Genomic DNA, 14,087 nt, shown 5'->3' on the forward strand with positions numbered 1-14,087 from the left:
GCCGCGCGTCGAGCTTCGCCTCGCCACGCGCCGCCCACGGGCTCGCCTCGCCACGCGCCACCGCAGCCAGCGACGTGAGCAGCTCCTCCCGCGAGCCTCCCACCACCGCAAGACGGTGCTCGAAATGCCTGCGCCGGACACTCGCCGTATACGCAATGTCTTGAAGGGACGCCGCGCACTCCCCGGACAGGTAGCCTCGGTAGGCGTCGACGAGCGCGGCGAGCGCTTCGGGGCTGCGCGCGGACAGCGGCAACACCCGGCTCGACACCTCCACGGGAGCCGCCGCCACGGCGCCCATCGGTGCCTCCTCCACCACCACGTGCGCGTTGGTGCCTCCGATGCCGAACGAGCTCACGCCCGCGCGGCGAGGGGTCGCGCCACGCTTCCACTCCTTGAGCGCAGCATTGACGTAGAAGGGGCTGTTCGCGAAATCGATCGCCGGATTGGGCGTCTCGAAGTTCAGGCTAGGCGGCAGCTCCCCGTGGCGAAGGGCCAGGACCGTCTTGATCAGGCCCGCGACACCGGCTGCCGACTCCAGGTGCCCGAAGTTGCTCTTGATCGATCCGATGGCGCAAAACTGCTTCGCCGAAGTGCCAGCGCGAAACACCCGGCTGAGCGCCGCGATCTCGATGGGATCCCCGAGCGGCGTCCCCGTCCCGTGCGCCTCGACGTACTGGATGCTCCGGGCCTCGACCCCCGCGAGCCCCAGCGCCTCGGCGATCACCTGCGCCTGGCCCACTTCGCTCGGCGCGGTGTAACCGACCTTGAGCGAGCCGTCGTTGTTGATCGCGGATCCACGAATGACGGCGTGGATCATGTCGCCGTCGGCAATCGCCTCGTCCAGCCGCTTGAGGAGCACGATACCGGCGCCGTTGCCCGCGATCGTGCCCCGCGCCTTCGCGTCGAACGTCCGGCAATGGCCGTCGGGGGCGAGGATGAACCCCTCCTCGTATCGATATCCGGCGTGCTGCGGGAGCCGAACGGTGATCCCGCCCGCCAGGGCCATATCGCATTCGCGATCCAGCAAGCTCTGGCATGCCAGATGGACCGCCACCAGGGACGTCGAGCACGCGGTCTGGACGCTGATGCTCGGACCCCGGAGGTTCAATCGATAGGAGGTCAGGGTCGCCAGGTAGTCCTTGTCATTGCCGATCATCTCCTGGAAGCCGACAGCGCCCTTCGCAATGAATCCGCTGGTCGTCAGGAAATGCGAGAGCAAATAGGTGCTCACGCTGGCGCCGGCATACACACCGATGGCGCCTTCGTACGCGAAAGGATCGTAGCCGGCACCCTCGAGCGCTTCCCATGCGCACTCCATGAAGATGCGATGCTGCGGATCCATCGTCGCCGCTTCGCGCGCGCTGACCCCGAAAAAGGATGCATCGTACCGATCGACATCCTGCAGGATCGCGCCGGCCCGCACATAACTTGGATCCTGCATCAACGTGCGATCGACCCCCGACGCCTGAAGCTGCTCCTCCGAGAAGAAGGCGATGGACTCCACGCCGTTCCGGAGATTCCTCCAGAGCTCGTCGACGTTCCTCGCGCCCGGGAACCTCCCGGCCATGCCGATGATGGCAATCGCGTCGGACAGCTCCTCAGGCTCACGCTCACTCATACGCACGTTCCTCTATCGAACACGGATTCCGCATGCACCCATCGACCAGCACGCTCGTTATCGACGCCCTCGGGCTTTCCTTCGGGCCTCTGCACGGGAGAGCGCCTTGTCGAGGGGCACCTCCTCGCTCCCGCCCTTCTGCAGGCGGGCCGCGAGGGCACTGATCGTCGCGTAGCGGAACAGCTCGACGACCGCGAAGTCCTTGGTGATGCTGTCCTTGATGCGACTCGCTATCCGGACCATCAGGATCGAGTTGATCCCCAGCTCGAAAAAGCTCTGGTGGATCCCGACTTTTTGGAGCCCGCTCACGTCCATCACGATGGCCGCGAGGCTCGCCTCCATCGCGTCCCGCGGCGCCACGAGCTCCGCCTCGGAAGAGACCGGCATGGCAATGAGCTGCAGCGCTTTTCGATCGACCTTGCCGTTGGCCGTCAAGGGCAGCGCGTCGAGCAGCATGAAACCCGCCGGGATCATGTATGCCGGCAATTTCGCGCGCAGAAAATCACGAAGCGCCGCGTCGAAGCTCCCCCTGCGCGCGGCGTCGGCGTTGCTCGGCACGACATAACCTATCAGCTGCTTTCCGCCGCCGTGCGCCCCCTTTGCCACCACCGCAGCGGCGGTGACGCCCGGATGCTGGACCAGCGCGGCCTCGATCTCGCCGAGCTCGATCCGGTGTCCACCGACCTTCACCTGGTCGTCGTCTCGCCCCAGGAATTCGATGTTACCATCCCGCAGGTATCGGCCCATATCACCGGTCCGATAGAGCTGCTCTCCCGTCCGTGGATGGCGAAGGAAGCTCTCTCTCGTCTTCTGCTCGTCCCGCCAGTAGCCCTTGGCCAGCCCGATTCCGCCGATGTAGAGATGGCCCGGGACCCATACGGGACACGCATCGAGCGCCTCGTCCAGCACGTGGAAGGTCTGATTCACCATCGGCCGGCCATAGGGAATGCTCTTCCACGCGGGATCGACGTGGTCGATCGGGTACAGGATCGACCAGATCGACGCCTCGGTGGCGCCGCCGAGGCTCATGACCTGAACCTTTCGCGCCTCCCGCGCGTCGTCGCCGACCAGCGCCGCGATGCGGCCCGGCAGCGTGACGGGAATCCAATCGCCGCTCATGAGGACCAGACGCAGCCGATCCGGCGTGGCCTCCGGCCGGCCGGTCGCGTGCTCCACCAGCATCTCCATCAGCGTCGGCACGGAGTTCCAGAGGGTGACGCCCTCGCGGACGACGAGCTCCGCCCAATGCTCTGGATCCAGCCTGCGCTCCTGGTCCGGGAGCACGATCGTCCCGCCCGCCGCGAGCAGACCGAAGATATCGTACACCGACAGATCGAAGCTCAACGAGGACACCGCGAGCACGCGATCTTCGTGGCCAACGCCGAAGCGACGATTGATGTCGAGGATCGTGTTGACCGCGCCGCGATGATCGATGACGACGCCTTTCGGCGAGCCGGTCGATCCGGACGTGTAGATCACATAGGCCAGATCCTCGGGTACCTGCACCGGCGAAAGGGGACCGTCCTCGAAGCCAGACCACGTCGTCTCGTCGTCGACGCAGAGCCGCGTGACCGCGTCGGGCCATTGCAGCCCGTCGTTCACCTTGGATTGGGTGAGGACCAGCTCGACCTGACCGTGTGCGATCAAATAATTCCGTCGCTCCTCCGGGAGCGCCGCGTCGATGGGTAGATACGCGGCGCCGGACGCGACGATGCCGAGCACCGCGGCCACCTGCTCCCAGCCTTTCTCCATCACCACGCCGACCAGCTTCCCCGGGGCTGCCCCCTCCTTTCGCAGGCGGCGCCCAATGCGACAGACCAGGCGGTCGAGCTCGCCGTACGTCATTCGCCTCTCCGGCGAAACAATGGCGAGATGCGTCGGGCGGGCCTCTGCCTGCGAGGTGAACAGGGTGTGGAGCAGCTCGGTCGAGGTCGGCTCCTGTGTGAGGTTGGCCCGGCGGCGGGGCTCGAGGTGCTCCTCGCGCAGGAGCAGGGGCGCCGTCACGGGCTCCTGCCACGCGGCGTCGTCCGAGGCCAGCCGTTCCAGGAGGCGGGCGTAGGCGTCGAACATATCGGCGACCATTCCCTCGGGGAACATCGCATCGATCGCGTCCCAGTGGAAACACAGCTCGCCGTCATGCTCGTAGGTCTGGTGATCCAGCCAGACTTGCGGCGTCTGGGTGACCGCGTAAACGCTCTTTCCGAGCCAGCCCATTCGCCAGTTCTCGGCGCAGGGCAGCCCGAGGAGGCTCGTGAACACGATGGGCATCAGGTCGAGATCCATCCGCCCGCGGGCCCGCGTGACCTCCCGCATGACCCGCACGCCACCGACGTGGGAGTGATTCATGTCCTCCAGCAGCCGCGCCTGGAGGTGCTGTGCGCGCGCCGCAAACCCGCCCGGAGGGGCGTCACACGTGAGCAGGAGTGTCGACGTGAAGTCTCCAATGAGATCGTTGACCTCCGCATGGAGGGGCAACCTGCGGAACATCGTCAGGGTGATGCTGAAGCGCTGGCGCCGGCTCCAGATCCGGAGCACCTCCGAAAAGGCGGCGGCGAGCATCCCTGTCGGCGTCATTCCCAGCTCCGCGGCCCGACCCTTCAGGCGTCGCCAGGCGTCCGCAGCGAGCGTGCCCGCGTGGCGGAGGACCTCGGGCTGCCCAGCGGCCGGCACCGGTCCGAGTGGCAATTCGGGGGCCGTCGGGAAGTCGACCACACGACGGAACCAGTAGGATTCCGCCGCCCGTACCTGATCCGAGCCCTGGAGCCCCGCCTCGGCGACCACATAATCCCGAAACGAAAGCCCCGGCCTGACCCAGGGCGTGGAGGAATCGCGGTAAAGGTGTCGCCACTCCTCGATGAGCCGGAGGAGGCTCGCGGCGTCCACGAGGAAGAGATCGATGCTGAAATAGATCCTCGTGTGGCGCTCGTCGAGGCGAATCGCCCGGATGTCGAACAGCGGCCACACCTCGAGATTGTAGACCCGGTGGGACATCGACCGGCGTGTCTCTTCGAGCATGGCAAGGACCGCTTCCGGAGGCTGCCCTCGCAGATCGAGCGTCTCGATCCCGTAGGTGGGCACCGCCTCGAGGAAATGCTGCCTGCCATCGGGGAGTACGACCGTCCGGAGCACGTCATGGCGGTCGATGAGCTGCCGCCAGGCGGCCGCCAGGCAATCGATATCGAGATCGGCGGCGTCGACCTCCGAATAGAAATGACACCCGACGTTCCCGCCCGCGGTGGGTACGAGCCGGCCCAGCAGATAGGCCTGCTGAATCTCGGTGAGCGGGAAAGGGAGGTGCCGCTCGGCCGGAGCCGGTACGAGCTGGGACGCGGAGCCGTGCTCGGATCGGCGCAAAAGCGCCAGGATCTCCTGCTTGTGCTCCACGATTCGATCGCGGAGCGTGGCGTCCAGTGTCCCTCGCGGGGCTCGAATTTGAAGCTGCTCTGCCTCGACCGAGAGCTTGACGCCGAGCCGCGCAAGATCGGTCAGTAGCTGGACCGCGCTCATACCGTGACGATCTCCCACTCCTCACCCGTGCTTGATTCCCCGACCGTGTCGCGCACCGCGCTCACCAGGCTCTCCGATGTCAATTGCTCCAGGAGATAGGAGCTGATCCGGCGGACATCCCCCTTCTGGAGGACGAGCATGGTCGGCACCGCAATCCCCAGGGTGGCTTCGATGCGGTTCCTCATGATCATGGCCATTAGCGAGTCGAGCCCCAGCTTCCCGAGCGGCAGGAGGGGATCGATGTGCGCCGACTCGAGCTGCAGGACCTCCGCGAGCTGCGCCGAGAGAAACTCCTCGAGCAGCCGCCGGCGATCACCGGGAGCGGCTGCATGGAAGGTTTGTCGCAGGGAGGACGCGCTGCGCTGCGGTTTGTCCCTGCGCTCGTGCTCATTGCCGACATACGCATCGCTCGAGGGCTCTCCGGCGCCGTCCCTCCAAGCAGCCGCCGCGATCCAGTACGATCGGCGCTGCCACGGGTAGGCTGGGAGCGCCACGCACTTCGCGCTGTCGGGATAAAGCGGCGCGAGATCCACCGCGGCCCCCCTCGTGTACAGCGCCCCCATGACCCGGAGGAGGTGGCGCCGCGCCTCCTGCCCGCGCCGGATCGAAAACAGCACCTGTCCCTGCACCCGCTCCGCCGCGAGACACCGCTCCAGGTGAGCGGCGAGCACCGGGTGCGGGCCCACCTCCAGGAAGAGCCGATGTCCGTCACGGATGGCCGTTCGCATTGCGTCCGCGAGCTTGACCGGCTCCCGGATATTCCTCCCCCAGTACGCCGCGTCCAGGGCATCGCCCGGGACGCGCTCACCCGTCACCGTGCTGTACATCGTGCCGGCCGTCGATTGCACGGAGACCGCGCGCAGCGCGCGCACGAACTCCTCCCGCAGGGGATCCATCTGCGGGCTGTGGAACGCATAATCGACCCGGAGTTCCTGGCAGCGTAGCCCCTCGCCCGAGAGCCGGGCGAGCGCCTGCGAGAGCGCGGCGGTCTCCCCCGAGAGCACCACCGAGCCCGGGTCATTGACAGCGCCGATCGCGAGCCGCCCCTCGTACCTGGAGAGCATTTCGGCCGCCGCACCGGCCGTCATCTCCACGGCCGCCATTTTCCCGCGACCCGTGGCATGCTGCATCACCCGGCCGCGGCAACACACGAGGCGCACCGCCTCCGCGAGCTCGAGGGCGCCCGCGACGTGGGCCGCGGCCACCTCGCCGACGCTATGCCCGATCACCGCGTCGGGCCGCACGCCCCACGACGCGAACAGGGCGGCGAGCGCCACCTCTATCGCGAAAAGTGCCGGCTGCGCCACGGCCGTCTCCCCGAGCCGCGAAGCCGCCTCGGGCGCCAGGATCTCCTCGATCACCGAGAACCCCGCGTGCGGCCGCATGAGGGCGTCGCACTCCTCCATCACCCGCCGGAAAACCGACTCCTCGGCGAGCAGCGCCCTCCCCATCCCCGCCCATTGCGATCCCTGCCCCGGAAAGACGAACACCACCCCGGGCATGCCCCCGGGCTCGACCTTGCCCCGGACGACGCCGGCGTGCCATTCGCCGCGCGCCGCCGCCGAAAGCGTGGCGTGCATCTCCTCCCGCGTCCCGCCGATCACGGCCAGGCGGTGCTCGTGGTGGGTGCGGCGAAGGCCGGCCGTGCAACAGAGATCGGATATCGCGAGATCGGGCCGCTCTACGAGCCAGGATGAAAGGTCGCCCGCGCGTGCGCTCAGCGCGGCCTCGGACCGGGCGGAGAGCACGAGCAACTCCGCGCGCGGCTCGTCGGCCGCTGCCGCGCATGCGACATCGCCCTGAACCTCTCCCGTGCGACGCGCAGGGACCCCCTCGAGCACGACGTGGCAGTTGGTGCCTCCGAATCCGAAAGAACTCACGCCGGCCAGCGCCGGTGCATCGCCAACAGCCGGCCATGCCTCGACAGCGTCTTGCACCTTGAGGCGCAGCTTTCCGAAGGGGATATCTGGATTCGGCTCGCTGAAATGGAGGTTCGGCGGGATGAAGCGGTGCTTCAAGGCCAGCGCTGCTTTGATGAGGCCTGCGACCCCGGCTGCGGATTCGAGGTGACCGATGTTGGTCTTGGCCGAGCCTATCCGGAGCGGGCGCTCGGCCGGGCGACCCGCGCCGAGTACGGCTCCGAGCGCGCTTGCCTCGATACGATCACCGAGAGCCGTCCCGGTGCCGTGGGCCTCGACGTAGCACACATCGGCGGGATTCACCCCTGCCCGCGCGTAGGCCTCCCGGAGCAGCGCCTCCTGAGCCTCGACGCTCGGCGCGAGCAGCCCGTCGCCGAATCCGTTGTTGTTCACCGCGCTGCCACGAATGACGCAATAGATCGGGTCGCCGTCCGCGAGCGCGAGGGAGAGCGGCTTGAGCACCACCACCCCGCCGCCCTCGCCGCGCACATAGCCGTCGGCGCGCGCATCGAACGCCTTCGAGCGGCCGTCGCGGGCCATGGTTCCGAGCTTGGACATGGCGATCGTGCTCTCGGGAGCGAGGATCAGGTTCACGCCCCCGGCGAGGGCGAGCGTGGATTCGCCGCTGCTCAAGCTCTGGCACGCCATGTGGACGGCGACGAGGGACGACGAACTGGCGGTGCTGACCGCGATGCTGGGCCCCCGAAGGCCGAGCGAATACGAAATCCGGGCCGGAATGATGCTCAGGTCCTGCCCCGTGGCCGTATGCTGGAGGATGGCGTCGGGCCTCCCGCCCGCGATCCTGGCATAATCGCTCCACATCGCCCCGAAGAACACGCCCGTCTGGGTCGCCGTGAGGGCATCCACCGGTACCCCTGCATCCTCCAGGGCCTCCCAGGAGAGCTCGAGCATGAGCCGCTGCTGGGGGTCCATCTCCGACGCCTCGCGCGGGGAGATCCCGAAGAACAGGGGATCGAACTGGTCCACCTGCTCGAGAAAGCCCCCCCAGCGCGTGTTCATCTTGCCGGGAGCGTGAACGTCGGCGTGATAGAATGCGTCGGCACTCCATCGTGCGCTCGGCGTCTCCGTGATCGCGTCCTCGCCCCTGCACAGCGTCTGCCAGAAGGCGTCGGCACTCGGGCCCTTTGGGAGGCGACAGGCGAGACCGATGATCGCGATCGGCAGACTCCTCGACGGCACGCCGGGATCCCGTCGCTCACGTATCCATCGCATGTCTCGTTTCACCTCGACGAATTGACGCCTTGTTCGAATGCGATCATTTCGACCCCCGAGACGGACAGCTTGATCTCTTTGAATCCGCTCACGTCCACGAGGTCCTTCATCGCGTGGCTCAGGTAGATGTGCCCTGGAGTGCCCTTGTCCTGGGCCATCTTCGAGGCGATGTTCACCGGCTGGCCTGCGATATCCCTGCCACCCGTCGCCAGGTCGAAGATCATGAGGGTGCCCGCATCGATGCCGATGCGGCAAGAGACGTCCTGCCTCGTCAGATCCGCGCCGAATTCTCGCGCAAAGGCAAGGGCGGCGGTGCCGGTATCGAAGACGTAGATGCCCAGCGGCCCGACCACCTTGATCTCGGTGCCATTGTGCTGCGAGAGGTGCCGCATGCCCACGTCCTTCATGAAGGCGGAGAGGGCCATGTTGCCGAGGAGATCGACCTCGTAAGACTCGTCGGGCTTGCTTTCCCGCTCGATGAGCACGACGACCTTGCTTTGCGTGTACCTCTGCAGTATCCGTGCGCCGAACGCGGCGTCGTGGAGCGCGGCGTCGTAGGTGATGAGCTCGCCGTAGAATTGCTCCGAGTAGGGGATCGGATATCTCTCCTTCGTGGGTACGACGCCGGAGAGGCGCGGCCCGTCCACGATACGGTACAGGCTGCCAACCACCATCGGCTCGTCCTCCCGCTTGACGGCGGTGAACGCGTGCGTCGGCGGTAGGAGGTCGAGAAAGGCCTGGGTGATGACGATTTCCCCGCCTGCGGTGTCATTTTCGGCGATCTCTTCAATGGCGTCCGCCTCGGTGCCGTACAGGCCGCCGCTGATCGAATAGAATTCGCCGTAATGTGCGCCGAGGCCGATCTTGATCTGGCACCTCTCGTTGATCTCGTCCTGTATCGTCAGCAGCGCCGAGAGCAGGGTCTCCGCCGAGACGGCGGGAGGGTAGAACATTTGGGTGTTGTCCGCGGCCCAGATGCCGACCCCCTGCCCGCCGATCGCCGCACCGTAGCCATATACGATTTCCTTCGGCTGGCTGAGGATCGCCAGAATCTCGATGAGGCTTTTTTGCCCCGAGAGCTTGGTCAGACCAGACGAGTCGGAGGAGACGCTGTAACCTCTGACCTTGAAAGGCTCGAGCAGATTCTGGGCATCCTGTGGTCCCTGTTCACTGCTCAACCATCGCTCGACGAGCTTCACCGGCAAAGTGCCGGTGATGTCCTGCGCGACGTCGAAGAGGCTAGGCGAGTACTGCTCCCTTGTGGCTTTGAACCCCATGTTTTACCCTACACTTTGCTGCCCAACTGCTACTGGCCGCGGACTCACAGGTCAACACAAAACGGCCCGTCCTGGGCGAACATTTTGTGAAGTTGAAACCAGACACAACCAACACGGGTCCGCGCGATGAGGTGGATGACACTGCCGCGAGCCAATACGACCGCGTTTCCTAGTCCTCCGGTCACTTGGCCGATTTTCTCCAGGACCCGTGGCGTGTTGCCAGCATCAGTTGCGTACTGGAGGCATCAGAAAAAGAGTCGCCGTGGGCCCGTTTGGGCTGGATTCCATGGATTGTGCTGCTCCTGCGACGGCGACCAGCAACATCTATGCCAGAAAACCAACGCGCTGCGTAGACCTCACCTTGGTGCGCAGTTCGATGGTGTTCACAGGACTTTCGGGCTTCCTTACGCGACTCGTCTGAGGTCGTCAGGCGCCGGAGCATCAATGCGATCATTGCGTGGACGGCGAGGAGCATCCTCATGATGTCGCCAAGCAGATGACGCTTCCGCCCGTTCACCTTTTCCCCGCGTTGAAGCCCGTTGGTTTTTTGACGCTTTGGCTATCGCCGATGGCCGCGGTCGGCTCTGGCTCACGGCCGGCTTTCACGCGGAGCATGCGGCGGAGCCGGTCGTGGATACGTTCGTCCACCGCCGGCACCATTGATAGATAGAAAGCGGTGGGAAATCATGCGGGAGTTGTCTCTACGAACAGCCGGTCCGCGTACAGTAACGAACGGCGTTCATGATCTCCCGCGGGTGGAACTTCGGTTCCTGGAGATTTAGGATCCAGATCGGAGGCGGAAGCAGCTCGGCGATGAGATCCCCTTCGGCATCAGCCAGATCGGAAGGATAACCCTGGCGGGAAGGTCGCTCGTCGATGCCCATGGACACCGGGTTTGGCACGACAGTCTGGTAGGGCCGAACTTCGTGATGAACATCCTCTGAGAGAGCTCTCCGGCAATCCACTTGGAGGCATGTCCCTGGCTGGCGAGCCTTCGCACCTCGGCCTCGCGCTCCGTCAGTGCTCCGCGGTATCGCAGGGACCGAACATCAAGGACAATAAGGTAGCGCCGGCCGTGGGCATCGAACCGATCCATGACGGCCAGTCCACCCGCCGTGAGGCGCTACCATCGTGCAATGGTCTCGGAATCGTCCAGGGCCTGCTTCCAGGACCGATCCTTTTCGACGGCCATGGCTGCCGCTCGAAGCGGCTCGACGAGTGCGCGGCGCGCGGCCGTACCCTCTACTCTCGTTACTGTCCGCTCCCCTGTGTCCCTTGTTCGCTCGCAGTCGACGCAGGAGTCGCTTGAGACGCGGATGTAGCGGTTTCCTGATTCTTTTTCCCATCTGCGGAGCTGGAAACCTCGCCCGGCGCTGCTGCCAGAGCGCCCGTGGCTCCATCGACGTTCAACAGCATCTGCGCTCCCGGCCCCCCGCCTAGCACGACCACCTTCGTGTTCTGCGATCTCGCGAGCTCCAACTGCGACTTCGCGAGCTCCAGCGACGCCTCGATCGTACGCCACTTGAGCATGTCCGGAGAAACTTTACTCGCGATGAGGTTGTAGTCGCGGATCCCAGCCGCCTCCGTTCGCCTCCGCTCGGCCTCCTTCTCTTCCTTCTCCAGCCGGAAGCGATACTCGAGCATGAGCTGCTCTTGCTTGTACTTGTCGGCGATCGCGCTCTGAACGATCTCGGGCAGCTCGATATCAATGAGCTTGAGCTCGTAGAGCTGCACGTAGGGACGCGCATTGCCGCTTTCATCGAGGCGCCCGAGCGCCGATACCTTGCCGACCTCCTGCAGGAGGTCACGCACGCTCGTGTAGATCTCGTGCGCCGTCCGGTTGCCGAAGGTGCGCCGGACGTGGGACTCGACCTCGGGCCGAATCAACCGCTCGAAGTAATCGACACCGATGTCCTGGTGTAGGTAACCGAGCATGTCCCTGTTCGGCTGGTATCGTACGGAGACCTCCAGCGGGAGGTTGAGCCCCTCCTCGCTGAGCACGTCGAATTTCAGCTTTTGCTGCTGCATCCGCGTCTCGTAGACGGTGAGCTCGTCCCAGGGCGGGACCACGTTGAGTCCCTCGCCCCAGATACGATCCGTCACCGTCCCACCGAGGAAAAAACGATACATGACGGCGCTGCTCCCCGCCGGCACGCGGATGAAGATCCGCGGCCAGAGGAAGCCAACCAAGAACAGGAGGACGACCAGCGTCGTATAGAGGGTGAATCGGGCCTTCCGGAGCCACTTCACGAGCCGCTCCCGGAAGGGTGGCTTCTTCACGTCGCCACTCGAAGATCCCTTTTGCATCTCTTCATCCGCTTCCGGCTTGCTCATGGGCGGCTCTCATCATGCGCTGGTCAGGACGGCTTGGTCGCCTTGGAGTCCTCTTTGGACTTCTGCACGTCCGCGACGTACTCCTTGGCGTTCTCGAATTCCTGCTTGAAGTGGCTGCGCACTTTGTGAGGATCAAAATCGAGCAGCGTGCCGCCTGTCTCGAAATGCATGACAAATACCTTTCCTAGCGCCCGGGTGAACGCGCCCGAGATGACGGGGACCGTGACGATGCCGAACGCGGTGCCCACGAACGGAATGAGCTTCCCCAGGCTGGCACCGATCACAGCGCCGGCGCCGACGCCGAGGACTCCCGAGAGGAGCGAGCCGATGAGCTTCTTGGCGATGTCCTCCCGAAAACTCAGCTCATAAAGCTCCGAGAGTTCGGCGAGCATTTTCACCTGAACGCCCGTGACCGCGATGATATCAGCGACAGGCACGGGAACGAGCCCGACGCCGAGCGCCCACAGCACGTTGCGCCGAATGATGGCATCCGCGCGGCCCACGCGTGAAACGGGCTCAGGGGACTTCGGCGCGGTGCTGCTCGGGGACTTTCCCTCGGCCTTCGGCTCGACCTTGGCTTCGGCCTTCGGCTCGACCTTGGCTTCGGCCTTCGGCTCGACCTTGGCTTCGGCCTTCGGCTCGACCTCGGATGTGCTCGTCGCCTCCTCGGTCACCTCGATTTTCGGCGCGTCCGTCTTCTTCTCTGTCGACTGTTTAGATTGCGTGGTTTCGTTCGCCATGATTCCTCTCCGGTTGCAGGTCGAGAAAATGAGCAGGTATCAGTGTCTCCCCGTCGCGTCCCGCCAAGCGCGCGTGAGTTCTGCTACAAACTTACCGTCCAGGCGCGGTGCCTCTACGAACGTCGTGTCGAGCTCCACGCCATAACGTCGAAATTTGAGAAATGGATTCTCGGTGTCCTCGATGTTCCGGAGCTTCAATTCGGTGTTCACCGGTCGGAACCCCCGTTTGACGGCCAGCTTCTGCATCTCCATGCTGCGAAGGAAGCCGATCCACTTCTCGGCAGCCGTGCGTTGCTCGGCGGTGATCTGGCCGTCGTCGAAGATGACGACAGGATGCTCGTTCACGATCGTCGGCTGCGGATACACGACGCGCACTTCCGTCATGACGTCGGCATGCATGTCGATCTGCTGGAAGACACCGAAAATGAGATGCTCCTGCGTCACCACGGCGTCATATCGGCTCGCACCGAGGCTGAACATGGCATCGGTCAAAACATCCGCCGACGCTGTGGGCGGCGGTGCTCCTGCCTCGCATCGCTCGAGCCAGCGCTGGAAAGGTTCACGTCGCTCCTGAAACGAGCGCGCGAAGTCCGCCTCGGCGAGATCACCTCGCACGATCCCCCCCTCTTTCGCGGGTTGCTCGAACGCCTCCTTGATGCGCTCTTGGAGCGCGGCCGGCCTGTCGCTCGGCGGCAATGCGTACTCGTACGCCATCAGGTACAGCGCTTCGAGCCCCTCCGCCGAGCGCGTCGGCGATGGGTGCGTGATTTTCACCTGTCCCCACCGCTTGATTTCGTCGACCGTCGGAAACGGCGCGATATAGGCGCGCTTGGTCCTCTTGTCGACCCGCCGAGCCGCCGGCGCCGGTGGTTGCGGGAGCGCGGCCGGGACGACCGAGTCGTACCAATCGCTCCACGTCCCCGGCACCTTGTGTTCGAGGGCCATCTCATCGAGATTCTGCGGATCCCTCGGCACCCCCGGGCACAACGAGTTCACCCACTGCCCTTCACCATTCTTGTTTTTCTCGAAGATCGCTCCGAGGACCTCGAGCCGGTCTTCCCATATCAAGACCATGAGCGGGGATCGGACGAGCGAGACCTGCTTCGTGATGTCGAATGGCGATCGATCATGATCCTCCCTCCAGCGAGCATCGAAATAGCGGAGGACGAGATCATCCGCGGGGGACCAGATCGTCGGCTTCACTTCGCCTTTCAGGATGGCGTCGGCTCCCTCGACACTGCTCGCCGAAGTCGCTTTGATCTGGATCGTCGGACATATTTTCGCAAACCGAGTTGCTGCCTCGTCGATCCACGCCCGCTTGTCGCCGCTGTACAGCATCTCGACAATGATGGTGTGGCCGTCCTGCGGCGCCGGCCCGCACGTCTCGCTCGAGACGCCGTTCGTGACGTTCACGTCCGCGAGCCGTGATGGCTTTGGAAGGTCGATCACGAACCTGCCA

Annotated in this window: 7 protein-coding genes; all 7 read right to left on the minus strand. The window is 65.1% G+C overall.

Features of this window, described 5'->3' with window-relative positions:
• Window positions 1-1,618 (minus strand): type I polyketide synthase (locus E8A74_RS45795; RefSeq protein WP_136935487.1); only part of this gene is annotated, 1,618 nt, incomplete at its 3' end.
• A gap of 57 nt (window positions 1,619-1,675) precedes the next feature.
• Window positions 1,676-5,125, minus strand: a complete 3,450-nt coding sequence (locus tag E8A74_RS45800) for a non-ribosomal peptide synthetase (RefSeq protein WP_136935488.1) — start codon at window positions 5,123-5,125, stop codon at window positions 1,676-1,678.
• Window positions 5,122-8,277 (minus strand): type I polyketide synthase, encoded by a 3,156-nt coding sequence (locus tag E8A74_RS45805; RefSeq protein WP_136935489.1) that lies wholly within the window; start codon window positions 8,275-8,277, stop codon window positions 5,122-5,124. The genes E8A74_RS45800 and E8A74_RS45805 overlap by 4 nt, the downstream gene beginning before the upstream one ends.
• Before the next feature lie 8 nt (window positions 8,278-8,285).
• Complete coding sequence (locus E8A74_RS45810; protein WP_136935490.1) at window positions 8,286-9,554, minus strand: nucleotidyl cyclase domain-containing protein; 1,269 nt, start codon at window positions 9,552-9,554, stop codon at window positions 8,286-8,288.
• Between the two features lie 1,251 nt (window positions 9,555-10,805).
• On the minus strand, window positions 10,806-11,888 hold the full coding sequence (locus tag E8A74_RS45815; protein ID WP_136935491.1) for a prohibitin family protein: 1,083 nt from the start codon (window positions 11,886-11,888) through the stop codon (window positions 10,806-10,808).
• Window positions 11,889-11,911: 23 nt separating this feature from the next.
• Window positions 11,912-12,628, minus strand: coding sequence for a DUF697 domain-containing protein (locus E8A74_RS45820; protein WP_136935492.1), 717 nt, complete (start codon window positions 12,626-12,628; stop codon window positions 11,912-11,914).
• Window positions 12,629-12,667: 39 nt separating this feature from the next.
• Complete coding sequence (locus tag E8A74_RS45825) at window positions 12,668-14,077, minus strand: substrate-binding domain-containing protein (RefSeq protein WP_170229878.1); 1,410 nt, start codon at window positions 14,075-14,077, stop codon at window positions 12,668-12,670.
• Window positions 14,078-14,087 lie beyond the last annotated feature (10 nt).

Origin of the sequence: Polyangium fumosum, from assembly GCF_005144585.1 — a bacterium.
GTDB classification, from domain to species: domain Bacteria; phylum Myxococcota_A; class Polyangia; order Polyangiales; family Polyangiaceae; genus Polyangium; species Polyangium fumosum.